The 23,716-nt window shown below is 62.1% G+C and carries 24 protein-coding genes; 10 read left to right on the top strand and 14 right to left on the bottom strand.

The window, feature by feature from the left end; all coding sequences use genetic code 11:
- Window positions 1-11 precede the first annotated feature (11 nt).
- From SPI01S_RS10755 to SPI01S_RS10730, 5 genes are all read left to right on the top strand, one after another.
- Window positions 12-1,202, top strand: coding sequence for a nuclease-related domain-containing protein (locus SPI01S_RS10755; protein WP_157084642.1), 1,191 nt, complete (start codon window positions 12-14; stop codon window positions 1,200-1,202).
- A 500-nt stretch (window positions 1,203-1,702) separates the two neighbouring features.
- Window positions 1,703-2,485: a CsgG/HfaB family protein gene (locus tag SPI01S_RS10745; protein WP_245653553.1), complete on the top strand. Its 783-nt coding sequence runs from the start codon at window positions 1,703-1,705 to the stop codon at window positions 2,483-2,485.
- A 69-nt stretch (window positions 2,486-2,554) separates the two neighbouring features.
- A complete protein-coding gene (locus tag SPI01S_RS10740) occupies window positions 2,555-2,824 on the top strand; it encodes a hypothetical protein (RefSeq protein WP_066721986.1) in 270 nt (89 codons plus the stop codon).
- Window positions 2,814-3,020: a DUF5818 domain-containing protein gene (locus SPI01S_RS10735; protein WP_157084641.1), complete on the top strand. Its 207-nt coding sequence runs from the start codon at window positions 2,814-2,816 to the stop codon at window positions 3,018-3,020. The genes SPI01S_RS10740 and SPI01S_RS10735 overlap by 11 nt, the downstream gene beginning before the upstream one ends.
- Window positions 3,021-3,028: 8 nt before the next feature.
- Window positions 3,029-3,466 carry a hypothetical protein gene (locus SPI01S_RS10730; protein ID WP_066721982.1) on the top strand — a complete coding sequence of 146 codons (438 nt, stop codon included), beginning with the start codon at window positions 3,029-3,031 and terminating at the stop codon, window positions 3,464-3,466.
- Window positions 3,467-3,891: 425 nt separating this feature from the next.
- Here the strand turns inward: SPI01S_RS10730 and SPI01S_RS10720 are convergent, their stop codons facing one another.
- Complete coding sequence (locus SPI01S_RS10720) at window positions 3,892-4,260, bottom strand: hypothetical protein (protein WP_066721979.1); 369 nt, start codon at window positions 4,258-4,260, stop codon at window positions 3,892-3,894.
- Between the two features lie 327 nt (window positions 4,261-4,587).
- Between SPI01S_RS10720 and SPI01S_RS21815 the strand changes: the two genes are divergently transcribed.
- The gene (locus SPI01S_RS21815; protein ID WP_084253398.1) at window positions 4,588-4,764 is read left to right on the top strand and encodes a DUF3606 domain-containing protein; all 177 of its coding nucleotides are present in this window, start codon (window positions 4,588-4,590) and stop codon (window positions 4,762-4,764) included.
- A 62-nt stretch (window positions 4,765-4,826) separates the two neighbouring features.
- On the opposite strand, the gene SPI01S_RS10715 is transcribed toward SPI01S_RS21815, so the two are convergent.
- From SPI01S_RS10715 to SPI01S_RS10690, 5 genes are all read right to left on the bottom strand, one after another.
- Window positions 4,827-5,096 (bottom strand): hypothetical protein, encoded by a 270-nt coding sequence (locus tag SPI01S_RS10715; protein WP_066721977.1) that lies wholly within the window; start codon window positions 5,094-5,096, stop codon window positions 4,827-4,829.
- 14 nt (window positions 5,097-5,110) lie between these two features.
- Window positions 5,111-5,344, bottom strand: a complete 234-nt coding sequence (locus SPI01S_RS10710; RefSeq protein WP_066721975.1) for a hypothetical protein — start codon at window positions 5,342-5,344, stop codon at window positions 5,111-5,113.
- A gap of 308 nt (window positions 5,345-5,652) precedes the next feature.
- Entirely contained in the window at window positions 5,653-8,916 is a 3,264-nt protein-coding gene (locus SPI01S_RS10700) for an error-prone DNA polymerase (protein ID WP_066721971.1), read from the bottom strand.
- On the bottom strand, window positions 8,913-10,703 hold the full coding sequence (locus SPI01S_RS10695) for a Y-family DNA polymerase (protein WP_306305023.1): 1,791 nt from the start codon (window positions 10,701-10,703) through the stop codon (window positions 8,913-8,915). The genes SPI01S_RS10700 and SPI01S_RS10695 overlap by 4 nt, the downstream gene beginning before the upstream one ends.
- Window positions 10,618-11,379 (bottom strand): ImuA family protein, encoded by a 762-nt coding sequence (locus SPI01S_RS10690; RefSeq protein WP_174539095.1) that lies wholly within the window; start codon window positions 11,377-11,379, stop codon window positions 10,618-10,620. The genes SPI01S_RS10695 and SPI01S_RS10690 overlap by 86 nt, the downstream gene beginning before the upstream one ends.
- 160 nt (window positions 11,380-11,539) lie before the next feature.
- Here SPI01S_RS10690 and SPI01S_RS10685 point away from each other — a divergent pair, with 160 nt between their 5' ends.
- On the top strand, window positions 11,540-12,169 hold the full coding sequence (locus SPI01S_RS10685) for an SOS response-associated peptidase family protein (protein WP_066721969.1): 630 nt from the start codon (window positions 11,540-11,542) through the stop codon (window positions 12,167-12,169).
- A 493-nt stretch (window positions 12,170-12,662) separates the two neighbouring features.
- Here the strand turns inward: SPI01S_RS10685 and SPI01S_RS10680 are convergent, their stop codons facing one another.
- The 8 genes from SPI01S_RS10680 to copC all read right to left on the bottom strand — a co-directional run bounded on the left by SPI01S_RS10680 (window position 12,663) and on the right by copC (window position 22,284).
- Window positions 12,663-13,487, bottom strand: coding sequence for a GIY-YIG nuclease family protein (locus tag SPI01S_RS10680; RefSeq protein WP_066721967.1), 825 nt, complete (start codon window positions 13,485-13,487; stop codon window positions 12,663-12,665).
- A gap of 694 nt (window positions 13,488-14,181) precedes the next feature.
- Window positions 14,182-15,873, bottom strand: coding sequence for an ATP-binding protein (locus tag SPI01S_RS10675; protein WP_066721965.1), 1,692 nt, complete (start codon window positions 15,871-15,873; stop codon window positions 14,182-14,184).
- Window positions 15,874-15,924: 51 nt separating this feature from the next.
- Window positions 15,925-16,980, bottom strand: a complete 1,056-nt coding sequence (locus SPI01S_RS21810) for a dsDNA nuclease domain-containing protein (protein WP_169804497.1) — start codon at window positions 16,978-16,980, stop codon at window positions 15,925-15,927.
- A 144-nt stretch (window positions 16,981-17,124) separates the two neighbouring features.
- Window positions 17,125-17,700, bottom strand: coding sequence for a recombinase family protein (locus SPI01S_RS10670; RefSeq protein ID WP_066721963.1), 576 nt, complete (start codon window positions 17,698-17,700; stop codon window positions 17,125-17,127).
- Between the two features lie 301 nt (window positions 17,701-18,001).
- A complete protein-coding gene (locus SPI01S_RS10665) occupies window positions 18,002-18,385 on the bottom strand; it encodes a MerR family DNA-binding protein (protein WP_066721961.1) in 384 nt (127 codons plus the stop codon).
- Window positions 18,382-20,856, bottom strand: a complete 2,475-nt coding sequence (locus tag SPI01S_RS10660) for a heavy metal translocating P-type ATPase (RefSeq protein WP_169804496.1) — start codon at window positions 20,854-20,856, stop codon at window positions 18,382-18,384. Before SPI01S_RS10660 ends, SPI01S_RS10665 begins: the two co-directional genes overlap by 4 nt.
- A gap of 125 nt (window positions 20,857-20,981) precedes the next feature.
- The gene (gene copD / locus SPI01S_RS10655; protein ID WP_066721960.1) at window positions 20,982-21,911 is read right to left on the bottom strand and encodes a copper homeostasis membrane protein CopD; all 930 of its coding nucleotides are present in this window, start codon (window positions 21,909-21,911) and stop codon (window positions 20,982-20,984) included.
- A gap of 1 nt (window position 21,912) precedes the next feature.
- Window positions 21,913-22,284 (bottom strand): copper homeostasis periplasmic binding protein CopC, encoded by a 372-nt coding sequence (gene copC, locus SPI01S_RS10650; protein WP_066721958.1) that lies wholly within the window; start codon window positions 22,282-22,284, stop codon window positions 21,913-21,915.
- A 124-nt stretch (window positions 22,285-22,408) separates the two neighbouring features.
- Between copC and SPI01S_RS21805 the strand changes: the two genes are divergently transcribed.
- From SPI01S_RS21805 to SPI01S_RS10640, 3 genes are read left to right on the top strand one after another with little or no spacing between them, the layout of a single operon-like run.
- A complete protein-coding gene (locus SPI01S_RS21805) occupies window positions 22,409-22,681 on the top strand; it encodes a hypothetical protein (RefSeq protein WP_084253406.1) in 273 nt (90 codons plus the stop codon).
- Entirely contained in the window at window positions 22,678-23,118 is a 441-nt protein-coding gene (locus tag SPI01S_RS10645; RefSeq protein ID WP_066721956.1) for a periplasmic heavy metal sensor, read from the top strand. Before SPI01S_RS21805 ends, SPI01S_RS10645 begins: the two co-directional genes overlap by 4 nt.
- Entirely contained in the window at window positions 23,115-23,708 is a 594-nt protein-coding gene (locus SPI01S_RS10640) for an RNA polymerase sigma factor (RefSeq protein WP_066721955.1), read from the top strand. The genes SPI01S_RS10645 and SPI01S_RS10640 overlap by 4 nt, the downstream gene beginning before the upstream one ends.
- Window positions 23,709-23,716: the final 8 nt, after the last annotated feature.

Below are 23,716 nucleotides of genomic sequence, written 5' to 3'. Positions count from 1 at the left end.
GGGGGAACAGGGTGATTTCCAAGGTATCTACACGAGCTGACGAGCTGCTGGAGGCCAATGAACTGATTGCTCGCGCCATGGCGCGCGGTCCATCAGATCGTCTCCGCAAGAAGATGCTCGCGCACAGGCGCGGCATCATCGGCGAGAAGGAAACGGCGCACATTCTTGATCGCCTCTTCTTCGATTCAAAAGATCATGTGGTTGTCCACGACCTGCGCATTCCCGATGGGATCGGAAGCTTTGCTCAGTTCGATCACGTCATCCTGTCACGGTTGTCGCGTAAGGCCTCTGTGGTTGAGGTGAAGAACTATTCAGGGCGCATGTCGCGCAACAAACACGACGAATGGGTTGTCTGGTATGAGGGCCGCCGCAGGCCGGTTCAGATCCCCAACCCCGTTGCCCAAGCGCGCCGGCAGCGCGATGTGTTGCGTGCCTGGCTGAAAGCGCACGATCACGACAAAGCTTTCAGCGAAGTCGGCACCTTCGTCGTCATCCCCGCGGATGGGCAGATCGATCGCACAAAGATCACTGAGGCGCTTCCGGTCTACAAAATCGACAACTTCCATCGGGCCTGGGTGGAGTTTGCCGGCGTCAGCCCGATCGGCAAGCTCTTCTCGAGCGGTGTACCCAGCGGCACCCTTGCAGCCATCGGCGCGCAGCTCGCGGCCGCGCACGTCTCGGACGAGCAGACCATGGCGCAGCGCCTCGGCATAGAAGCGCGATCCTATGCCCAGAGGAACGATGGCGCTGCCGAGCATGTGGATGAACCTGCCGACGAGGAGCAGCTGGCGGCTGAAGCAGCAGAAGACGCCTTGGACCCCGATCCATCCTCATTGGTGAGAGAGGAAGAGGGGGAGGAAGAGGTTGTGGTCACGTCGGCCGAGGCGGAAGAGGCTGATGCTCCATCCCCGCCCCTACCCGAACAGGCGGACGAGGAAGCGGTGCCAGTGGCCAAGCGCAAAGCGTCGCCGGCAGTAGTGATTTCGCCGGGGATCGCAGAGCGGGAGCTGCCCGATGGTCGGATCGCCTTCCTCGCTGCCCGTGACAACGAAGCTGCGAAGGCGCGCCTGAGTGCGGCCTGCCACGGGCGCGCGAGGTGGCAGCCCCTCTTCCAAAACTGGATCTGCAACGACGATGCAGCGGCGCTGGAGATCCGCACGATCGTCGCAAAAGAGCCGAACAGTGTCGAAGGAGAAATGTGATGGCGAGAGCACAATTTTCGACAGCGAAATCAATGCAGCCAAGCTCGATGGATTGCCCACGGTACAAGCGGCTTACTCGTGACGTCCGAAAGGTGTGCAGTCAGGTTGGCATCGACTTGCCACCTGAGTCCCGCGACCAGCTGATCGGTACCCTTTACGCAGAAGGCTACATCGGCGGCAGAGACACCCGTAGGGAGATCCGTCCCACGCTCGCGGAGCTCGCCGGTGCTGGCCCGATCGCCGCTGGCGACCTGGACCCATATCTATTGGTCGTTCTCTGTGAGGCAGTGCTTCTGCCTCTGCTTTGGTTAGCCGCTGCGCCAGCGGGCGCGTCGCTCCGTGACCCGGCAATCGCGATCGTCGTGGCAGGCGCGATAACCACGCCCTTTCTCATAGTCCGTCTCCGCCAGATCTGGAGCCGCTGACGCCGATCCGTGTCGATGAAATGCAAACACCACAGGAGGAACAATATGCGTAAGGTTCTACTGACTGCGGCCGCGTTGGCGCTCTCGATCAGCACCGCAAATGCTCAGAAGATGGGCAAGGGCGGCACCGGGGTCGATGAGACTTCCGAGGTGCCCAAGTGCGTTCAACCCTTCGGCACGATGGCGATCGTCGAGAAACGCAGCGCAGCGTCGCCGACGGACGGCCTCCCTCCTCAGATCGCGGCTATGATGCGAATGGCAGAGGCCCAGCAAAACGGCGGCCAGGCCCGAGTTGACCCGATCCCGCTCCTCAAGCTGCTCGCCGCCAACTCGAACTGCTTCCTGATCGTGGATCGCGGCGATGGCTTCGACGCTCTGCAGCGGGAGCGCGAGATGGCTGGCTCGACCACTGCCGGCGCAAAGACGAACACGCTCCGCGCGGCCGACTATCTGCTCACCGCAACCGTGGTCTACTCGGACGGCGATGCGGGCGGCTATGGCGGCGGCGCCGGCGGGATGTTCGGCGGCGGTTTAGGCTTCAAGAGCAAGAAGCTGGAAGCCCAGGTGATGCTGGCGCTCGTGGAAGTCTCCACCGGCATTCAGCGCGCGATCGCCAGCGGCCAGGTCCGCAAGAAGGATCTCTCGATCATCGGCGGCGGGGTGCTCCTGAATGCCGGCATCGGCGCTCTCGGCGGCGGCTACACTAGCACCGACATGGGGAAGATCACCTCGCTGGCGCTACTCGACGCCTATCGCAAGCTGACCACCGACGCGAAGGTCCGCCTTGCTCCGCCGGCGGCCGCCGCAGCGCCGACCCCGGCGCCTGCTGGCGCCAGCGCGACGCCAGGGCAGCAATGAGGAGAGGGGGAGAGGAAGGGCGAGAGTGTCAGGTCGGCGCCCTCCCCTTCCTTCCTCAAGAGGTGCGCGATGAAGCTGCAGGCAGATCTCTTCTCGGAAAACGAGCCATCGATTGATCCCGAGGATCTCGAGGCGCAATATGTCGAGATCGCTCCAGAGCCGCTGGCGGTGCCCTGTGGATGGCGGGACAGGACCAACAGTCCGTGCCGTCGCCTCGGGCACAAGCCGGTGATGATGGACGGATTGCAGGCGGTGTGCAGGGGGCGCCGGCTCGTCCACTGTGCGCCCGAGTGCTTCAGCGTGTTCAACAAACCCGTGGAGATTGACGATGGCGTCTGATCCCCCGATGCGGCTCTCCGGCAAGATGATGACGACATCTAGGGGGCGCATGATCTGCGACGATGGCGGCATGCGCTGGCGCCTGACCGGAGAAGCTCTTTCAGAATGCGACGACGCCGAGGAGGTCACGATCGAAGGTGTCCGACGCGGCCTTTCCGTGATCGACGTCTACTACGTCGGAAGGGCCGGCGCATGAACGCTCCTATGCAGATCCAGGCAGCGCACTGCCCCTATTGCAAGAACATCCTGTTCCAGAACCTGAAGCGGCATAAGGTTCGAGGCTGCCTCACCTGCAAGCGGCCGATCGTGATCGCGCGCAGTCCTGTCGGGCGCCCGCGGCTCTACCGGATCTACAGCGTCCTGGACGTCGGTATGATGCTCTATGCACTCCTCACCATTGCACTGATCGCGTTCTTTCTGATGACCGGCCACGGCGTCACGGGCTTCGTCAAAGCCTTCAGCATCGCCCTTTTCATCGTCGGATCGGTCCTCTGTGTGGATGGCGTGCTCGCCCTTCGAACAGCGCGGGACAAGACCTGGAACAGGCAAAGGCGCGGAGTAGCAGCAAGGACGATCGGGGCCGGCAAGATAGCAACCGGTATCCTTGCCTTTTTCATGGTACTCGTAGGCGTCACGCTCTGAAAATTTGTAATGTATTGTCGCAAGCCGTTGATCATCGGAAGCGAGATGGTATTCACGCCGCACGACCCAAACTTCGTAGGCGCTCCGTGGTGGAGCGCCATTTTTTTGCATAGGTTATTCGGCTCCGTTTCGCTTGTAATAGATGAAGGTTATCGCTTCTATTCGCAACGATCGGCTCTTCTTCACGTTCTAGACGCCCAGATGGGGAGCGGTATGAGCGAGAGTCCGACCTATTGTCTCGAAAGAGCCCGCGAGCACCGTGAAGCCGCAGAAGCGACGCCGTTGATCAATGTGCGGCGAAAGCACAGCGAGAGCGCAGAGATGTGGGAGAAGATGGCAGCGCGAAACTCCGTCCTCAGCCGCTATGTCGAAACGCCCTCGGAAGACGGCTCAGCGGAGTAGGTGACGCATTCCAGCGCGCCGGCTTAGCTCTGGTCGGCGGCCTGTGCCTCGATCTCGGCCAGCTCGGCACGATACTTGTCGATCGATTTGGCGAGGAAACTCGGGCCGTCGGGCGAGGAGCGTCCGTCCCGGAGCCGGCGGGCCCAGCGGTTCACGAACGTCTCAACGCTTTGCATCGCGGCCTCGGTATCTTCCGGCGTCCTGATGTGGGTGTCGTTCTCGAGCATCGTGGCGATGCCAAGGGACAAGGTGTCGATCACGTCGTCTGCCGTCACCACACCCTCAGCGGACATGGCTCGGAAGCTCTCCATGATTGCTGGCACAACGTGGCTGGCGATCGCGAGCTTGTCGGCGTCCGAAACGGTGAAGTCGGGGGTGGGCGAAGCTGCCAATGATCCTCTCCACAACAGAAAGCCGCTTTCCAGAAAAGACAACGCTAGCGCGATGCCTGCAACGGACAATGTGAGCAACTAGTGGGCGGCACAACGGTTCAGCCCGCATGACGAAGAAGCCCAATAAGAAAGCCCGCTCCGCGAAAGCGAAGTCCAAACGACCCTCGAAAGGATTTTTCAGGAGGAACCGCGGCCTGATTGCAGGTGCGGCGGTTGTGCTGGCCCTCGTTGGGGCTGCGTACCTCCAAACGCGGAAGCAGGCCGATGAGCCGGAAGGCCCTTCAGCCAAATAATCAAAGGCTTGGCATCGCTCCAGGAGGTGAAGGCATGGCAGACGATAAGACGCAGGTTGGTGGTCAAGATCGCCAGCGGATTTCGCTGAGCGAGGAATATGAGGTCCGAGACTGGATGGAGTCCTTCGGTGTGTCGAAGGAGAAGCTGGTCGAGGCAGTGAACGCCGTAGGCGATCGTGCCGATGACGTTCGCGAGTATCTGAAGCGCTAACCCGACGAGTGGTACGCAGCGCGCCGAGCAGAGCTGAGGCTCGCTCGGCGCATTTCCGCGCATCAGCGAGCGGCGCCTCCCGCGCGAGGAGAAGGCACATACGGGTAGGCCAAGCGCACCACCTCTGCGGCTTTCTCAATCGCCTCCACTTCCCCAGGCTTACCCTTCGGCTCGATCCGCCAATTAGACCTGGGAGCATCGATGATCGGCAGAGCGGTCACCGGTCCAATCAGCTTCAGCCAGTGCGCTTCATCTTCACCCGCCGCGCCGGCTAGAAGGTGCGCAAGCAAGTTGCGGATATCGTCGGTCGTTGTGGGCTTCGTCTCCGGCATCGTGCCAACCCTTCCTAGCGCTTCAACACCGAAATGGGAGAAATGGTAGCATGCCCGCGGCGCCGGCATGTACTGCAACGCAAGCGGATCACGGCTTGCTGGACGCTGCTGTCCCTGCCGAACCGCGAGAGGATCTTGTCGGCCGGCACGTTGATCGTGCGTCCGCATTCGCAGACGATCCGCATGTCGGCGCGCTCGACAGCCCACTCGCCCAGGGTCTTGTACGGGCCTTCGACCTTAGCCGGCATGTCGCGCTCTATCGAAGATCATGCGGCGTCACCTCCTCGTAGCAGCCGGCGCGCCGCAGCTGCCGCACGATCCCGTTGAACGCAGCAGTCACCCCTTGGGATCGCCCGATCTCATTCTCTTGGCCCGCAGCGTCCCAATAGCAGGTGAGCGGCCACTTCTCCGGGCAGTGGGGCAGCAGGCAGCGCAGCGCCAAGCGAATCTCGGGCAGATCGACACGGGATTGCGCGCACCTGGTCACCCCGCTTCTCAGAATATGCACCGAGAGCGCGATAACGACGCGCTGGTGCCTCGGCAATTTGGCCATGGCTCAATGGAAGTCGTGCGACTTGAACCGCACGACGTCCTCCGGATCCATGCCGTCGGCGTGCGGCGGCCAGTACTGGTTGCGCGCCTCGGGCTTCCAGGCTTCGTCGCCGCGATCAGGCGAGCCTGCATGCCGCGCCCCGTCGCCGCGGCCAGTCTTGTGCGGGAACGACATTTCACCCACCCGATGCAGCAGATCACCGTGGTCGATGATGCGGTCGCAGATGACGTGGATGACCTCGCCCTCCTTCTGCACCCGCCCCTTCAGGCCCACCATCGACGCTGACATGATGGTCCGGCGCTGCGCCTCGAAACGGTCGGGCCAGAGGATCCCATTGGCGATTCCGGTCTCGTCCTCGATCGTGATGAACAAGACCCCCTTAGCCGAACCCGGCTTCTGGCGGACCAGGACGATGCCGGCGACCTCGACGTGTCGGCCGTCGCGGATGTTCGCGAGATCGGCGCATTTGGTAACGCCCCGCCGCCGCAAATCGTCTCGAATGAAGGACAGCGGATGTGCGCGGAGAGACAGCTGCAGCGAGCGGTAATCCTCGATCACCTCGCGCCCATCGGTAAGCGGCCGCAGCGCTACCTCCGGCTCCATCCCTTCCGCGCTGAAGCGCTCGGCCGCGCGGTCGGCGGCGGCGAAGAGCGGGAGCGGCGCTTCGCCGAGCCCCCTTACCTTCCAGAGCCCTTGCCGGCGATCGGCACCGAAGCTGTGGAAGGCGTCGCCGTCAGCAAGCTTCTCGATCGACGCGCGCGGAACGCCCGATCGACGCCAGACCTCCTCAACGGAGGTGAAGGGCGCGGTGCCCCGCGCCGCCGCGATCTTGGCGCCGTCAGCATTGGACAGCCCGCGGATCTGCCGCAGCCCAAGCCGCACGGCCAGGTAGCGGCCGCCAGTCTTCTCGAGTGTGCAGTCCCACCGGCTCGCGTTGATGCAAGGCGGCCGAACCTCGACGCCGTGCTCGCGCGCGTCGCGGACGATCTGCGCCGGCGCGTAGAACCCCATGGGCTGCGCGTTCATCAGCGCCGCGCAGAACACATCCGGGTGGTGGTGCTTCATCCAGCACGAGGCGTAGGAGATCTTCGCAAAGGAGGCGGCGTGGCTCTCGGGAAAGCCGTAGGAGCCAAAGCCCTCGAGCTGGCGGAAGGTGCGCTCGGCAAACTCGCGCGGGTAGCCACGCTCGACCATCCCCTCGATCAGCTTCTCGCTGAAATGGGAGACGCCGCCCGTGAACTTGAAGGTGGCCATCGCGCGGCGGAGCTGGTCGGCCTCGGCCGCGGTGAAGCCGGCGCCGACGATCGCCACCCGCATCGCCTGTTCCTGGAACAACGGCACGCCAAGCGTCTTCTCGAGCACCGCGCGCAGCTCAGGGCGTGGGTACTCGGGCTTCTCCAGCCCTTCGCGCCGGCGCAGATAGGGATGCACCATGTCGCCCTGGATCGGGCCTGGCCGCACAATCGCGACCTGAATAACCAGATCGTAGAAGCGCTGCGGCTTCATGCGTGGGAGCATCGACATCTGCGCGCGGGATTCGATCTGGAAGGTGCCGAGGGTGTCGGCCTTCTGGATCATGCCGAAAACCGCAGGATCATCGTCCTGCAGATCCTTCATTTCGACATGCAAACCCTTCTCCGCCTCGAGCAGGTTGAAGGCGCGGTTCATGCAGCCGAGCATGCCCAACCCCAGGATGTCGACCTTCATGAATTTGAGCGAGTCGATGTCGTCCTTGTCCCACTCGATGATCTGGCGATCCTCCATCGCCGCGGGTTCGATGGGCACCAGATCGTCGAGGCGATCATGGGTGAGGACGAAGCCCCCCGGGTGCTGGCTCATGTGCCGGGGCACCCCAATCAGCTTGCGGGCAAGCTCGAGCGTCAGCCGCAGCCGGCGATCGCCAATATCGAGGTTCAGCTCCTCGACCTGCTTGTCCCCTACCCCTTCGGCCGACCAGCCCCAGACCAGGCCAGCGAGCGAGGAGGTCAGATCCTCGGGCAGGCCCAGCGCCTTGCCGACGTCACGCACCGCGCCGCGCGCGCGGTAGCGCGTCACGACGGCGGTCAGCGCCGAGCGATCGCGCCCATAGGTCTCGTAGATCCACTGGATGATCTCTTCGCGGCGCTCATGCTCGAAGTCGACGTCGATATCCGGCGGCTCGCGGCGCTCGCCGGAGACGAAGCGCTCGAACAGCAGCTCGTGCTTGATCGGATCGATCGAGGTGACGCCGAGAACGAAGCATACGCAGGAGTTGGCCGCCGAGCCTCGGCCCTGGCAGAGGATCCCGCGCCGGCGGGCCTCCCGCACGATTGCGTAGACGGTGAGGAAGTAGGGCGCATAGCCAAGCTCCTCGATCAGCTTCAGCTCGTGCGCGATCTGGTTCATGTAGGCAGCCGGCACGTCGCCGTCGAACATCTGGTTCACGGCTTCGGTCGCCAGCTGTTGGAGCGCCTCCTGTGCCGTCAGCCCGTCGATCAGCCGCTCATGCGGGTATTGGTAGGCCAGCTCGCCCAGGTCGAAGGTGCAGGCGTTGGCGATGTCGACACTCGCCTGCAGCGCATCGGGATAAGCGCGGAAGCGCCGGATCATCTCGTCGGGTGACTTGAGCGCGCGATCGGCATTCACCTCGCGGCGATAGCCGAGCTCGTCCACCGTGCATTTCTCGCGCACAGCCGTCACCACGTCCTGCAACAGGCGGGCATCGGGGGCATGGTAGAGCACGTCGCCGGTCACCACCGCGCGAACTCCGGCACCGCCCGCCTGCCTCGCCAGCGCGTCGATCCGCACGGCGTCCCCGGGGCGACGGCGCTGGAACAGCGCCATGTAGCCGCGGCGGCCGTAGACCTTCTTCAGATCGCGGAGGGCGGCCAGGTTCTCCTCGTCGGCCTCATGGGGCAGCAGGATGGCGATGACGCCCTTCGACCAGGGTTCCAGATCGTGCCAGTGGAGCAGGCATCCCCCCTTCCCTGCCCGTTTCTTGCCGACGGTCAGCAGCCGCGTGATCCGGGACCAAGCAGGGCGGTCGGTCGGGTAGAGCAGCAGCCGGCGGCCGCAGGACAGATCCACGCGCGTGCCCGCGATCGAGCGAACCCCCGTCGCCTTCTGTGCTTCCCATGCTCGCACGACGCCGGCAACGGTGCCTATGTCGCTTATGCCGATCGCCGGGTAGCCGAGCAGCGCCGCGGCGGCGAACAGCTCGTCAGGGCTCGAGGCACCGCGCAGCAGCGAGAAATGGGTGAGCACCTGCAGCTCAACATAGCGGCTCATCCGAACACACCATGGATCCACCAGGAAAGATCTCCGGTGTTGTCCTGAAAGCCGTCGCCGCGGCGAAACACCCAGTAGCGGCCGCCCTCCTCGTCCTCGACCCGGTAGTAGTCGCGGATCGCCCAGGTCTCGGCATCGCGTCGCCACCACTCGCCGTGGACGCGCTCAGGTCCGTCGCCACCGACGATCGTGTAGCGCTTGCCGCGCCACTCGAACCGGCGCGGAGGTTGGTCAGGCAGCAGCGCGAGAACATTGAAGAGCGGCTCGGGCCGCGCGAACAGCCGGATCGGGCGCTGCCAACCCGGCCACTCTCCGGGTTGCTCATTGGGATCGACCTGCGCGATGGCGCGCTCGGGCACATGGCTCTCGACAGGCGCGATGCGGAAAACGGCGCTGGGGCCGATCCTGCCTGCGATGACGTCGACGAGGCGCGACGGATCGCGGACCATCGTGTCGCCGGCGAGCACCGCGCCCAGGTCCACGGCATCGAGTGGCTCGGTATGCGGGGCAACGAGCCAGAACTGCTCGAGCCCCATTCCAGGGTCGATGCGATCGATGCGGAGCTTCAGCAGGCGCAGGAGGTGCGACACCTCTCGCGTCGGCCGAGATGTGCCGATCGCCACCACCTGCTCGCCGCCGTCGACGCGCAGACCCGTCAATCGAAGTGATCGAGCGCCGAGACCCCTCTCCTGCAGCACTTGGGCCAGGTCGCCCAGCAGATCGCCCATGACCTGCTCGATCGCCTCTGCGGTGCCGATCGGCTCCAGCAGCCGACGCTCGACGAACGGCACCTCCGCATCCTCTCGCGGCGTAATGGGCTCGGCTACCGCGCCCAACGCCTGATCGAGGCGCTCGATCGCCGGCAGACCAAGGCGTCGGGCGAGCGGGCCGCGCGCGACAGGCAAGAGATCCGCAATGCGCTCGAACCCAAACTTCCGAGCTGCAGCTTGTGCAGTCGCGGATAGGCGAAGGGCGGCGATCGGCAGCGGTGCGAGCGCGTCGGCCGTCCTGCCCGACTCGACGCGGATCAGATCATCTCGGCCATAACGGGCGAGAGCATGTGCCGCGCCGGGAGTATCGGCGACGGCGACGCGCGCGGTGAGGCCAGCGCGCCGGCAGAACTGCCGGAGCCGCCTACAGAAACGCTCCTCGCCGCCATGCAGGTGTTCGCAGCCGGTCAGGTCGATCCAAAGCCCGTCGTTCGGCGTCACCGCGGCCGTGGGCGACCAGCGGCGCACGGCCAGCAGGGCTAGGCGATCGAGAAGCGCAGCATCCGCCTCGGGCTCTGCGGGACGGAAGTCCAGGTCCGACACCAGGGCGCGGGCGTGCGTGGCGGCCATGCCGGGGCGGATGCCGAGCGCTTGCGCACCGAGGCACGCGGCCACGACTTCCTCGCGGCGGCCCACCTTCCCCACCAGCGCCAGCGGCGCCTCTGATGTGGTTTCAATATGAAAACGCGATGCTTCCGCAGTGCTTACGCCGTGAATTGCCTTGTATGGATTGCTGGCGGGCTCCGAGCGTCGGCCGAGTTCGCGCATCGGCGGCTTCGCGTGCGAAGGCAGCGCCGCGATCTGCGCCTCGACGTCGGCGCGTGGATCCGCACCTTGCCGCGCCCAGCGGGCACCAGGTCGCCAGCCTCCATTCCTCGGCACCGAGCAAGCGCCGGGATCATCGTCCACGGGGAGCTGAAGCGCGGGCCGCTCAGGCGGCCGCGCTGCGGGCCGTTCCAACCGTCTCAGCCGCTCGATGGCCAAGTTCGGCAGGAACAGCGAGACGACCCGTCTCATCGCTACCCTCCACAATCAGGGAGAAGGATGCCCCACCACGCTGGCGCGCCAGCTCAACCGACCATCGCGGCCGCCCCACGCCGGCAACACTCAGCCGCTCGGACGGCGCAGCGCCGATCCGCCACCGCGTCCATGCGGCCGATGGCTCGCCCAGCGGATCCTGTTCGCGCCCGCGACGGCGCCGCAGCAGCAGCACTGGCATGTCTGCCTCGGCGGCCACCAGCTGCAGGCGCCGCGTGGCGACCATCGAAACCCGGGTTGCCTCAGCGACGACCACAGACGGCGTGCCGTCGCGAACCGCATCCTCGATGACGGCCAGGAGCGCGGCATCGTCGCGGGGCTGCGCGTAGATCACGCTGGAGGATGGTAGACCAGCTTGAGCCAGGCCTGGCGCGTACAGGTCGCTGCGGCAGCTCGCCCACAGAACCGGTGCATTCGCTTCTGCGGCTTCGCGCGCGGCGATACCGGCTAGGAAGAGCGTCGTGGCGGCATCGTCGACCATGGCGACGCTGCGCGCCGATGCCTCATGAAGCGCGCCGGCGCGAAGCCCCCCTGCCCCGAGACGGCTGTCGATTGCGTCCACACCAAAGGGCAGCACCCGGTAGTCGGTCGCGGGCGTCGCGATCGTGCGGAGGTGCGCTATGCTGGGCGCGAGGGACTCGAGGGCGGCAGTCATCGTGTTCTAAGACTCTACTCGTTCCCTTTATGTTCCCTTAAGAGGCTCGATCGGTCAAGACGGGGCAACCACGGACCTGTGGATTGACGGAACGGACGTGGAACAGCCCGCGGCCTTCGAGGTTCGTTGCAGATAAGGATCCGGATGCTAGCTTGCCCCCATGTGCAATAGAGCGCGCTATAGCGGTGAACCCGAAACGCTGTTTGGATCTGCGGCCGAGCTGTTTGAAGAGCGGCCTCGAGACAACCGGTTCAACCCGGTCGAGCTGCGGCCGAAGTCGCGGAACTATGTCATCCGCGAGCAGGACGGAAAGCGGGCATGGGACGTGATGACCTGGGACGTCCTCGGTGGGCAAGCCGCTTACCCGATGACGAACGTGAGGAACCTCAAGCTCCCGCAGTGGCGCCGGCTCGCTGAGAAGCCGGAGAACCGGTGCATCATCCCCCTGACCGAGTTCGCTGAGTTCACCCCAGAGAAACACGATCTGGGTGACGGCAAGCCGCCGCTGAAGGGCGAGATGTGGTTCAGCGTCATCGATCAGCCGACCTTCGCCGTCGCGGGATTCTGGCAGCGAACCGCCGAAGGTCCGGGGTTCACAATGGTGACGTGTGACGCGAATGAGTTGGTTGAGCCCATCCATCCCAAGGCTATGATCACGATCCTAGAGCCTGACGAAATCGACATCTGGCTTACCGGCACATACGCCGAGATCGTGGCGCTGCAGCGTCCTTACGACGCTGCCAAGATGACCGTCAGAGGACCCGCATTCCCCACTCGAGGACGCGGATAGTGGCGGGCATCGCAGGGGCCGGGGGACGGCGGCTCGTCGAGGCCATATGACGGGGGTTCAGACGATAACCTGCGTTATTGAACTCGCAACCGATTCAACCTATTGTTGATCATGCGAATGCCAGTGCGGAAACACACTTGGTAGATAAAGAGGCCCCGGGGTTGCCGCCCCGGGGCCTCAATCGTTTGGGGGGGCGGTTGCCGCCACCCCCCCGCCCGTGTGCTACTTCTGGCGCGCTACCTCGATGACCTTCAAAAGAAGGGTACCGAAGGCAAACAACACAAGAAGCAAGGTGCACAGGTCTGCGAATGCCATTGTGCTCGTACTCCTGATAAGGGGCGACGGGATGCCGCCCCCACGCCGGATATATGCCAAAGGCGACGATTTGTTACCGCCGTCAGTGGCCACCACCGGCAACCGGCGCGATCGACAGGCGCACCGCACTCAGATCAAAAAGGCTCGTCCAATCCTCTGCGAGACCGCCAGGATGAACTCAATTGCCATTCAGACCCATTTCGCGCGTCTGAAGCTTGGCCTTCCAAAGCCCCTCGACGCCTATAACCTCCTCCGGTGAAGCGGCCGACCCACAGACCTCCAGGATAGAGACCTGATAATCGGACCTATCGCGGCTCTTAAGTACGACATTGCCGCCGTGACCATCGCGCGCGTAGGCGAGCCATCGGCCCAGGAAGCCGTCTTCACCATAAGCTGAGCCGACATACTGCTCCTTCGTGTCAGGGCACGTGAGGAGATAAACACCCTTCGCGGCTCGCAACGCCGTGAGCCAAGATGGGGGAAGCGCCCCCAACCCCGAAAGCCTGGCGATAAAGCGCGTGTAACCAGGGAATTCCTCTTCCTTGAAAACGCGAGTGATTTCGACAATCGGCTTGGGCTGATCGGCAGCCTTCTGAGCCCAGGTGCGTGTCCCCGGCCCCCAATCAATGAAGATGCGGCCGACATCCGCCTCTGAGGCTTTGAACAATTCCGAACGGTAGAGGTCTGAACCCGCGACGTCGTGCAGCTTGAATGGGTCTACGGCGCCAATCGGGCACTCACCGATTCTCTCTACCTCGTACAGGCCGACGAAGAGATTTGACTGCGCCGGAGTCACCACAAAAGCAGCCCAGAAGGGAGAGGCTAGTCGCGATCGGTTCTGGCTAGTTTGGATGTTCTGGTATGCCACAAAGCTGGCATGGTCATCTCGCCACAAGGAGTAGAGGGTACGACCTTTAACAGCGCCGTTCTGGTGCCGAAGCAACCGGACTTGGCGCGGGTCTATACGATAGCTCTCAAGAACGGCGTTAAACGTCAGACTCATACCGATGACAATAGGGCGATCAAGGGACGGTCGTCGACCCGCCTTTCAGAAACATTATGCCGGTCTCGCGGGAGATCCGGTTCATCCACGCTGCCGGTAGGAACTAACGCTCCAACCTGGCCCAGAGCCGGCGGTGCCAAGGCTGACCGAGCCCTAGGCCTCGCATCGCGGCAGGAACAACATCATTGAGAAGCCGGTCTTGATTGTTTTGAGCGTGTTCTAGTTGTTCATCATGCGTGTCGAAGCAACTAGGAGGATTTAAGTAGTCAACATCACGAAAATATAGGTGCAAGAGGTGGGCGACTTCACTTGGTAACGCCAGCTCGCCAAGGTCGGCGTATCGCCTTAACGTTCGGACGGCCTCTACCGACTTCTCGCTGGCCTGACGCATAAACTCTTCTGGAAACGATCTGTGAAGGTTCACTCGGTCCCATTCAAGATCCGTATGTCGCTTCAAATCGTGAATAGCCTCGATTACAGCGGAGCAACCGTCAAATTGGCGCTGCCACCATCTTTCTCGGTAGAACCGCCGAAGGGTGAGCCACATCGTGGTAAGGCTCGCAAAAGCGCCACCCGCAACTGCGACGAAAAGGGATTCATACCACGTCATCGGGACCCGTCGTTCGCCCGCGCATCCCCATTTCACCAACACGTCGGAATTTAATGACTCCGGTACCGCTCAGGACAAAGTTTCTCATGAGCGGAGTGCAGCCAAAAAGGGAGCCATGGACGCATTCACCGCGGCGAACTGGTCCGCTTGCAAAACAGAGTATTTTTCGTCGAACTCTATGACTGATCCCACCTTCACTGCACGTCCATGCATGGACACCGTTCCGAGAATGAGCTGCGAATTTGGAGGAGGCTGCTCAATCAAAAGGTCAATCATATTAGCTACATTTTTTTCGTCCTGGTCTTGCTGGTTCGGACTGTCCACAACCATCGGGGCGAAAAGGGCAGACGAGTGTTCCTGAACCGTGTGCAAAACAGCAAGGTAGTAGGCCAGGATGGCACATGGAAGATCGCTGCCCGTTTCATTGATCTTAGCCGGAAGGCGCAGCATGTCTTCATCACTGAAGTCGACATTTAGCATGATAAGAAATGTAAGCATTTTGCCGCGGAAGAATGTTTCTATTTTTGCACGGCGTTCCTTATCCTTCAATTCTTTAATGCGCTTAGCTATATCCTTCATTGCGACCGCCAAGGCGCCGATCTTTGTTTCAAGGTCGAAGATCTGTTTTTCGAACATTTCCGAGGCTATACCGCGTCCTCGATTCTCGATGACTTCGGCTAAGCTCACCTGGCTTCGTTTTGCGTTGATGGCTTCATCGATCTCGCGCAGAGCCTGATCGGCAGCCCTCAGCTCTCCTTCTGCTCTCCCCGCCTGATCGATCAACTCGATGACGCGGTTACGAGCAGAGGAAATGAACTCGAAGCAGGCTTCTCGATCTTCTACAATGCCAAATTGGTTGGCGAAGTCGTTAGTGTGCTCTGTGCCACACGTTGGGCAGAATAATGACATCGGAAGGTCCGTGGCGAACTGCGCATCCCTTTCGAGTTCGCGAATTGTGCCCTTAACGACCTGGACCTGCTGCTCGACGAGCATTCTCTCGTCCTGGAGCTCGGCAAGCTTCTTCGCACGGCCTTGGCGGATTTGCCTTAGAACTTGTAGGCGGAGCAGCAGCTTTTCGATGGCGACCTCGTGGCCCTGGATCGACAGTTCGAGGCCATCGAAGCTTACCTCGAGTCTGAATCGCTCGACTGCTTTACGCACTACCGTTCGATCAGCTTCAAGCACCTTCTGGTCTGCTCGAAGACGTCGCTTTTCGGCCTCAAGTTGCCAGTACTCGTTCGGAAGGATGCCCGTATGGAATTCGAGCAGCGGCTTACGGAAGTTGGGGTACTGCGTAAGGTTTGCGAATGACGCGAACGGCTTGTTCCAACCGTGATCCTGATCGATATAGAACGGGAGGAAGGCGTATGCAGGTGGTGGGATCTCAGGGGTGCCGCCGCGGTTGTTGAGTACGATGCCGAAATCGATCAACTTTGCGATGTACGGGGCAAGCTCCTTTGTGATCTGAGATGTTACGATCAGTGGCGACCCAGCGGCGTCGAATATGCCTATCGTATTTTGGTCCCGAACAGCGGCATATGGGACCCCATCAACCGAAAAGCGAAGGCACGCCTTAACGTTAGCGGATACCCACTTTGTGTGAAGCTTCTCCGGTTCCGCGCCCAGCGCCCAGTAGATGCTCTTTATGACTGAGGATTTACCGACGTCATTCTCGCCCTTGATCACTGTCAGTGTTTGGTGGAAACGTATTTGCCGCGCGCTCCGTTCTTTCAGCGACAACAATTCCAAGCTTTCGAAGCTCAGTCGTTTCATCATTATGCTTTCTTAGGTTTCTGACCAGGAGTGCGTAGCGCTCGTGTCCATCGCTCATCGTTCGAACTCGTATAAGATCACCGCATGCACAAAGTCCTCCGTAGCGTTTTCTCGCCATTCGGTAACAAGGCTGCGCACGACAGGAGTTGCGCGGGAGAGAACATCCTCATAGCTCGATGCACCCTCAGTAAGTTCATTGACGAGAGATCGAACACGTTTGGAAAATGCAATCGTTGCTGCATTTGGCCTGGACCTCAGCTGAACCTCATAATCTTGCCAAGCTTTCCTGATCCGATGCCTTTGATCAAAGGGCAGACTAAGTTCCGATGAAACGTTGCTCCATTCGGGCCGCCGAATGTGATCGGACTTCAAGTCAACGAGCCATGTTAGCATCTGGTCGCGGGTTATAAATTTAGAGGCTTTGAGGTCCTTAAAATCACCTAGGTCGGTAAGTCTCCGTGCTCGCTTACGACAGTGGTCGTTTAGCAAAAGTGCAAACGGGCGCGGAGGCACCTCTGGGCCGACCTCGTCCTGCAAGAACTCCGATATTTTTCCATGAATCGTCGAGTCAAAGCTTGTTAGGGTCAAATCCGAGTAAACGAAATAAAATAGCGATATGTGTGACAAAGGGTCAAAAGTTGCCGCCTCCGCCTTCAATGCTTTCAAAAATGATTCCAGCTTCGTCGAGTTCACCTTGGAGAAGGACGCTTCACCGTGGGTTTCAGTAGCAATGGAGAGGGGCTGGTTGCTTACAAGGGAAAGCTTCGTTACTGCAGTGCCAAACCGCCCGACATTATCAAACATTCGGCCAGCAAAGGACGGCTTGAAGCCGTCTTTAGCTTTGTCGCGTCGACTGAGTTCAGCGAGTGTCCAGTTGCCTTTATCCTTTGTCTTAACCTGGTAGAAGGTTGCAGAAGTAGGATTGTTGGCGTCGTCTAGGGCGACAATGTCGTCGTGAAATTCAAAGGCAACCGCGTAGTTTTCGCCCTTGCTGTGGAGCTCGAGTAGGCGAGCAAGCCCCCATGCGGTCTGGTAGTCGAAGCGGTCGTAGGCCGTTCGCCCGCCGTCCTCGCGCTCGGGAACGGTCAGTAGGTCCTTTATAAGCGACAAGGTACCCTCCCCCCGAATGGCGTCCCTAGATATGGCAGGGTACACCGTTTCATTCGCCTTTCAATCGCTGCGTGCCTTTGGCGGATCGGCACCACCGTCATGCTGACGGTCCGTTGACCTAAAGGTGGCGCCTATATGGTCGCGCTATTTGTCGTCCGCCGATGGCGCCCGCCCGCTAGCAGGGAAGTGCCGATAGAAGGTGGACACGGATACGCCGATCGCCTCTGCGACCTCCTGCGGCCGATCGCCAGCGGCAAGAAGCTTGAGCGCCATGTCCCTCTTGCGAGGCGTCAGCACGGATTTTCGCCCACCACCCCCGCCGACCTTTCGGCGCGCTGCTAGTCCCGCCATGGTCCGCTCCCGGATCAATTCACGCTCCATTTCTGCAATTGACCCTAGAATGTGAAAGAGCAGGCGACCTGTATGCGTGGCGGTGTCAATTCCGTCTGTGAGGGAGCGCAATTCGACCCCACGCGCGGACAAGTCCGCCGCCAAATCCACCAAGCCCTTCATGTTACGGCCGAGGCGGTCGAGCTTCCAGATCACCAATGTATCGCCCTTGCGGGCGATCCCGAGCGCTTCAGCCAGGCCTGGCCGGTTGATGCTGGCTCCACTTACCTTATCGGTGGAGATGTGCTCGCACCCGGCGGCGTTTAGGGCGTCGAGTTGCAAAGCCAGGTCCTGATCCGGGGTAGACACCCGAGCATAGCCGATGAGCATGGCGCTCCCTTCTCACAACTCCGTCAAAAATGCATCTTTTGAGAAATGGATATCGGGAACGAGTTTTGAGAATCTGACAACGACGGTTTTCCGGGGTTCGCATATTGTAGATATCAGCGCTAATTGGCACGGTCTGTCAGCGATAAATGGCACGTTGCGGAGCGGTGCGGGATTCTCGGAATCGATCGAGTTTCGGGAAAGCCAATCCTTTCCCAAAACCGGCATCTCACAGAATTTGAGAATCTCTGTACGACGATACAAACGGCGACTAGGACGTTGGCAAGTGCCCCGTCCGATCAAGCTATTCAGCAAGACTTTCGATAATCGGGCACTGCGGTCGATCATCGCCGTGGCAGCGCTCAACCAAGTCAACCAGTGCCGATTGCATAGCCTTCAACGCGCGTGCCTTGCGGCCTAGCTCAGCCGCGCGAGCTTTCGCCAGCGCCTTCACCTCGGCACTTGACCGATCCCGATCCGACCACAAGCTGAGTAGCGTGCGAATCTCCTCGATTGGAAACCCCAGGTCTCTCGCATTGGCGATGAACCGCAGCCGGTGAACGTCCGCGTCCGCGTAATCACGGTAGCTCCCGCGCCGGAGCGGCGCGGGCACGAGGTCGATCTTCTCATAGTGGCGGATCATGCGTTGCGAGACGCCGCTGGCCTCCGACGCCGCTCCGATGTTCATAATTTCACCGCGTTCAGACGCAGCGCGTTGAGGACTACGGTGAAAGAGGAGAGCGCCATCGCCGCGCCGGCCAGCATCGGCGACAGAAGGATGCCGGCAACAGGGTAGAGGACGCCTGCCGCGACGGGGACGCCGACCCCGTTGAACAGGAACGAGAAGAACAGGTTCTGCCGAATATTCCGCATCGTCGCACGGGCGAGCTTGCGGGCACGCACAATCGCCGAGAGATCGCCTCGTGTAAGTGTCATGCCCGCGCTTTCGATCGCTACGTCCGTCCCTGTCCCCATTGCGAGGCCGACGTCGGCAGCAGCAAGCGCAGGTGCGTCGTTGATGCCATCCCCGGCCATCGCGACCTTGGCGCCACCCGCTTTCAACTCGCCGATGATACGCGCCTTGTCTTCCGGCCGCAGATCGGCGCGTACATCGTCCAGACCGCCCACGGCGCGCGCAACCGCATCGGCAGTCCCGCGATTGTCACCCGTCAACATGATAACCCGCAAACCCTCCTTGCGGAGGGCCGCAATAGCGTCGCCCGCCGAAGGGCGCACCGGGTCAGCAACCGCGAGCAAGCCCGCGAGCGCCCCGTCGATGGCGATCAGGATGACGCCGGCCCCTTCGCTTCGATGACGATCGGCTGAAGCGTCGAGTGGCTTGGGATCGGCGCCGACCCTGTTCATTTGTGCGGCATTGCCGATCACCACCGACCGACCGCCCACTGTGGCACTGACACCCATGCCAGTCTGCGAGGCGAAGTCCTCGACCGTGCCGAGTTGAAGTCCGCGTTCCTTGGCAGCGACGACGATCGCATGAGCGAGCGGGTGTTCGGACTGACCTTCGACCGCGGCGGCAAGAGCGAGCATGTCGTTCTCCCCGGTCGTGCCGGTTGCCTCGATCGCGATCAGCGACGGCTTGCCTTCCGTCAGCGTGCCTGTCTTGTCGATGACCAGCGTATCAACCTTATCGAGGGCCTGTAGGCTCTCGGCGTTCTTGACCAGAACGCCGGCCTGCGCACCGCGCCCGGTGCCGACCATGATGGACATGGGCGTAGCAAGCCCAAGCGCACATGGGCAGGCGATTACCAGCACGGCGATAGCATTGAGGAGGGCATGACCCATACGTGGCTCGGGGCCGACCAGCGACCACACGACGAAGGTTGCGACCGAGATCAGTACGACCAAGGGTACGAACCAGCCTGACACGCGGTCGGCAACCGCTTGGATCGGGGCACGGCTGCGCTGCGCTTCCGCAACCATGCGGACGATGCGCGCGAGCATCGTGTCAGAACCGACGGCGCGGGCCTCCATGACCAGGCTACCCGTGCCGTTCACCGTTCCCCCGGTAACCCCAGCACTCACTTCTTTGAGGACGGGAGCCGGCTCGCCGGTGAGCATGGATTCATCGACTGAGGAGCGACCTTCGACCACTACACCGTCGACCGGGATCGCTTCGCCAGGGCGAACTCGCAGCCGGTCTCCGGTCGCCACGTCGGCAAGGCCGACTTCTTCCTCCGAGCCGTCAGACCGCAACCGTCGTGCTGTCTTGGGAGCAAGGTCCATGAGGGCGCGGATCGCGCGCCCCGTCGCCGCTCGGGCGCGCAATTCGAGCACCTGTCCGAGCAGCACCAGCGTCACCACAACGCCGGCAGCTTCGTAATAGACCGGGACCATGCCCCCGTGCATCCGGAACGTTGCAGGGAAGATGCCGGGCGCGAGTGTCGCGACCAGACTGTAGAGGAATGCCGCACCCACTCCGATCGCGATCAGCGTAAACATATTTAGATGGCGGGTACGAAGCGACGTCCACCCCCGCTCGAAGAACGGCCATCCCGCCCACAGCACGATGGGCGCAGTAAGTACGAGCTGGACCCAAGGCGAAGCGGTAGGGCTGACGACGTGAATCCCCGACATCTCGGCGAACATCGAGACAATAAGCAACGGGATGGTGAGCGCGCCCGCCACCCATAGGCGGCGAGTAAAATCGACCAGTTCAGGGTTGGGGCCGTCGTCGAGAGACGGTTCTTCCGGTTCGAGGGCCATGCCGCAGAGCGGGCACGTGCCCGGCCCTTCTTGGCGGATTTCCGGGTGCATGGGACACGTCCACATCGCTCCGGGCGTCGCTTTTGGCTTGGGCTTGGGCTTGTCGCCGAGATAGGCGTCAGGGTCGGCGACGAACTTGGTCCGGCACCCGGCGCTGCAAAAATGATAATTGTGCCCGGCATGCTCGGCATGGTGGGCTGTCTTCGCCGGATCGACCGTCATGCCGCATACCGGGTCGGTCACTGTGACCGAGGGTTCGCCGCCCGCTTTCCCCGAACAACAACCTTCTTTGGCCGTTTGCGGGACAGCCGGCGGTCCGGAGGACGAGCAGCAGGAAGCACTAGCTTCGCGCCCGATCGTAGCCGGTTTGCCGTCTTGCTTGCCCGAGCCGCCGCAGCCTCCGGCAGAATGGGCGTGGGAATGAGGGTCGTTCATACAAGAAACTCCTTCGACCCAAGAGCATGTAGGGTCTGACACCGTGTCAGGGTCAAGCCCCATTCCGACGCCGCACGGTACGCAATGGTTCTACGTCGCCGAGCCCGATTGCCCTCACACTATCGCTACATGGCCGATGCAGGGGGTTCGAGCGTTCCGAGCCAACTGACCAACGCCAGAATCGTGACTACGCACACAGTCTCCATGGCAAGGCTCTTCCGTAAGGTCCGCAGCGTCCCCCTATGATCGCCTGCGGCGACCGAGCGTTCGAATGCGGGCGTGAGGCGAAAACGGTTGAGCGAAGCAAGTCCGAGCATCGCGCCGAACAACGCGAGCTTGGCGATTAAAAGCCGACCATAGGTTGTCGCACCGAGACTTGGCAGGTTGCCGAGGCCGACCAACAGCCACGAATTGATGAGGCCGGTGACAACGATCGTACCGACGACCACCGTGCCGACCAGACCGAACTCGTGCAGAGCCCGATGCGTCAGCGTGAGGTGAGCGGCATCAATGCGCCGCGCCGGTCGCATGACCAGCAGCCCAAGCCCGAGCAGCGCCCCCATCCAAGCACCAGCGCTCAGGAGATGGAGGATATCGGCTACCAGATGCACCCACCCGGTCGAGCCTTCGTCCATCGCCCCGTGCCCTGTCCAGGCGAGCGTTGCGAGGGCGACGCCGGAAGAGATGGCGACCACGCCGAGGGGCACCGTGCGCCACGCTGCTATGAGGGCCGCGATCGACGCCACCACCAGCGCGATCATGCGTATTTTCCATGCCGTGCCCGTTGCGGAGTCAGAGAGCAGCATTCCGACCGCTTCCTGATCGATCGGCCATGGGGGTGTGCCTGCCATCGCAGCGGCGAGCAGCGCGATAGCTATGCCTGAGAGTAGAAGGGCCAGAAGCCCGGTCCCGAGCAGCCAAGGGCGGAAGGCAAGCGCGTTGCCGCGCTCACCGACCTTCAACCCGTAGAGGCCGAATGCCGAGAGGCCGAACAGCCCGCTCAGCGTCACGTAAAGCGCGAAGCGAACCGCAATCAGCGGCCAGTCGGCTTCCACCTCACTTCACCGCGAAGGCGTAGTTTCCGGTGATGCGATGTGTGTCGGTCGAGACCACATGCCAGGCAAGCTTATAGCTACCCGCGCCGAGCGGCGACTTGGGCGTGACGACGAGGGTGCGACCGTCTGAGCCGACAGTTGTAGTCCCGACGACTTTCATTGGCGCGTGCGTCATGCCGCCATGCCCGGTCATCATCAGATCCGCACCGGAAAACTTGGGCATCAGCTTCTCGCTGAAGCGGAGTGTGACATTCGCGGGCTTCGCGACCATCGCATTCGGTGCCGGCGATGCGGATACGAGTTTGGGATGGGCCTGGGCGGCTCCGGCAAAGCCGAGAAGAACGATAGCAGTAGGAAGAAAGACGCGACGCATGGGGGGATACTCCGATCAGGTTGGTTCCTGTTCTACGCGGCCCGGCCGCACGCCCCTCATGTCGGAAGTCGAGGGGTGACGGGCATTGCTGCGTAACAGGTGGTAGAGGCGCGGAGTGGACAGCATGGACGACCTAGACAGAGCATTGGCGAGGCTGGCGGGCGCACCCGTTCCGGCATCGCTGGACGGTATCGAAGCGCGGGTGCTCGCACGCATCGGCGCGCGGCCCGTCGCACGATTGACCGGATTGGGTGTCGGGGGCGTGATGGTCGCAGCGCTCGCTATTGGCATGGTTGGCGCGGAACTTCCGGGGACTGCCAGTCCTGCGGTGTCGCTTTTGCCGCTTGGGGGCGCATCGCCACTGGCGCCATCGGCCTTGCTGATTGGCGAGCCATGACGTCGACCAAGCGTCTTATCATCTGCGTTGTACTGGCCTTCCTCGCGGCTATCGCAGGCGTGTTTCTTGCGCGCGTTTTGCTGCCCCAACCCAAGCAACCAGGCACTGCCTTGCACGAGGTCCTGCATCATAAGCTCGCGCTCGATGCCAATCAGCAGGCACGGTTGAAGAGCCTAGAGGACCGGTTTGCGGTGCAACGCCGCGCACTGGAATTGGAAATGCGTGCAGACAATGCGCGGCTAGCCGAGGCGATTGAGAGCGAGCATGGCAACGGCCCCAAAGTGGCCGCTGCGGTCGATCAGAGTCATGCTGCAATGGGAGAATTACAGAAGGCAACGCTGGCGCATATCTTCGCCATGCGGCAGCTTTTGCGCCCGGATCAGACCCCACAATTCGATGCTGCGGTGGTGAAGGCGCTCACCGACGGACAGGGGTGAGCCTCGATTGGACCACCCTGTCGGACGGCGAACTGGCAACGCTCAGCATCGCCGGCCGACAGGCGGCATTCGCCGAAATTATGCGCCGCTATCGTCAGCCAATATTCCGGCTTGCGCGCGCCTTTGTCGGCGAGGCCGACGAAGCGCTCGACTTGGTTCAAGAGACGTTTGTCGCGGCGCATCAGGCGATGCCGCGCTACGATACGCAACGGGCGATGAAAGCATGGCTTTCTACGATCGCCGTCAACAAGTGCCGGGATTGGGCAAGGAAGCGCGCCGTTCGTCGGTTCTTCTCCTTTGCCGCACCCCTGGACGAACAGGCCGAGACGATTGCGGACGATCAGGTATCGATCGATGACGCAGCAGCCGATCGGCAGGAACTCGTTAAAGTAACGCGTGCCATCGCAACCTTGCCGATGAACCTTAGGGAGCCGTTGGTGCTCCGCACGATCGAGGGTTTGAGCCAGGCGGAAACAGCCGAGGTATTGGGGATCAGCCATAAGGCGGTCGAAACTAGGCTATATCGGGCTCGCGCGCGGCTCGCCGAAAAATTGGAAGAGAGTCGAGGGGTAGGCGCACGGGACGCGTAAGAGGTGAG

Source organism: Sphingomonas pituitosa NBRC 102491 (genome assembly GCF_001598435.1).
In the GTDB taxonomy this organism is placed as follows: domain Bacteria; phylum Pseudomonadota; class Alphaproteobacteria; order Sphingomonadales; family Sphingomonadaceae; genus Sphingomonas; species Sphingomonas pituitosa.
The sequence above is the reverse complement of the archived record's forward strand: the minus strand, read 5'-3'. Positions and strand labels throughout refer to the sequence as shown.

Excerpts from the sequence above, each read along its gene's own strand:
- SPI01S_RS10740 (WP_066721986.1), top strand. The coding sequence starts at position 2,555 with ATGAAGCTGCAGGCAGATCTCTTCTCGGAAAACGAGCCATCGATTGAT.
- SPI01S_RS10735 (WP_157084641.1), top strand. The coding sequence starts at position 2,814 with ATGGCGTCTGATCCCCCGATGCGGCTCTCCGGCAAGATGATGACGACA.
- SPI01S_RS10730 (WP_066721982.1), top strand. The coding sequence starts at position 3,029 with ATGCAGATCCAGGCAGCGCACTGCCCCTATTGCAAGAACATCCTGTTC.
- SPI01S_RS21815 (WP_084253398.1), top strand. The coding sequence starts at position 4,588 with ATGGCAGACGATAAGACGCAGGTTGGTGGTCAAGATCGCCAGCGGATT.
- SPI01S_RS10715 (WP_066721977.1), bottom strand. The coding sequence starts at position 5,096 with ATGCCGGAGACGAAGCCCACAACGACCGACGATATCCGCAACTTGCTT.
- SPI01S_RS10710 (WP_066721975.1), bottom strand. The coding sequence starts at position 5,344 with ATGCCGGCTAAGGTCGAAGGCCCGTACAAGACCCTGGGCGAGTGGGCT.
- SPI01S_RS10700 (WP_066721971.1), bottom strand. The coding sequence starts at position 8,916 with ATGAGCCGCTATGTTGAGCTGCAGGTGCTCACCCATTTCTCGCTGCTG.
- SPI01S_RS10695 (WP_306305023.1), bottom strand. The coding sequence starts at position 10,703 with ATGAGACGGGTCGTCTCGCTGTTCCTGCCGAACTTGGCCATCGAGCGG.
- SPI01S_RS10690 (WP_174539095.1), bottom strand. The coding sequence starts at position 11,379 with ATGACTGCCGCCCTCGAGTCCCTCGCGCCCAGCATAGCGCACCTCCGC.
- SPI01S_RS10685 (WP_066721969.1), top strand. The coding sequence starts at position 11,540 with ATGTGCAATAGAGCGCGCTATAGCGGTGAACCCGAAACGCTGTTTGGA.
- SPI01S_RS10680 (WP_066721967.1), bottom strand. The coding sequence starts at position 13,487 with ATGAGTCTGACGTTTAACGCCGTTCTTGAGAGCTATCGTATAGACCCG.
- SPI01S_RS10675 (WP_066721965.1), bottom strand. The coding sequence starts at position 15,873 with ATGATGAAACGACTGAGCTTCGAAAGCTTGGAATTGTTGTCGCTGAAA.
- SPI01S_RS10670 (WP_066721963.1), bottom strand. The coding sequence starts at position 17,700 with ATGCTCATCGGCTATGCTCGGGTGTCTACCCCGGATCAGGACCTGGCT.
- SPI01S_RS10665 (WP_066721961.1), bottom strand. The coding sequence starts at position 18,385 with ATGAACATCGGAGCGGCGTCGGAGGCCAGCGGCGTCTCGCAACGCATG.
- SPI01S_RS10660 (WP_169804496.1), bottom strand. The coding sequence starts at position 20,856 with ATGAACGACCCTCATTCCCACGCCCATTCTGCCGGAGGCTGCGGCGGC.
- copC (WP_066721958.1), bottom strand. The coding sequence starts at position 22,284 with ATGCGTCGCGTCTTTCTTCCTACTGCTATCGTTCTTCTCGGCTTTGCC.
- SPI01S_RS21805 (WP_084253406.1), top strand. The coding sequence starts at position 22,409 with ATGGACGACCTAGACAGAGCATTGGCGAGGCTGGCGGGCGCACCCGTT.
- SPI01S_RS10645 (WP_066721956.1), top strand. The coding sequence starts at position 22,678 with ATGACGTCGACCAAGCGTCTTATCATCTGCGTTGTACTGGCCTTCCTC.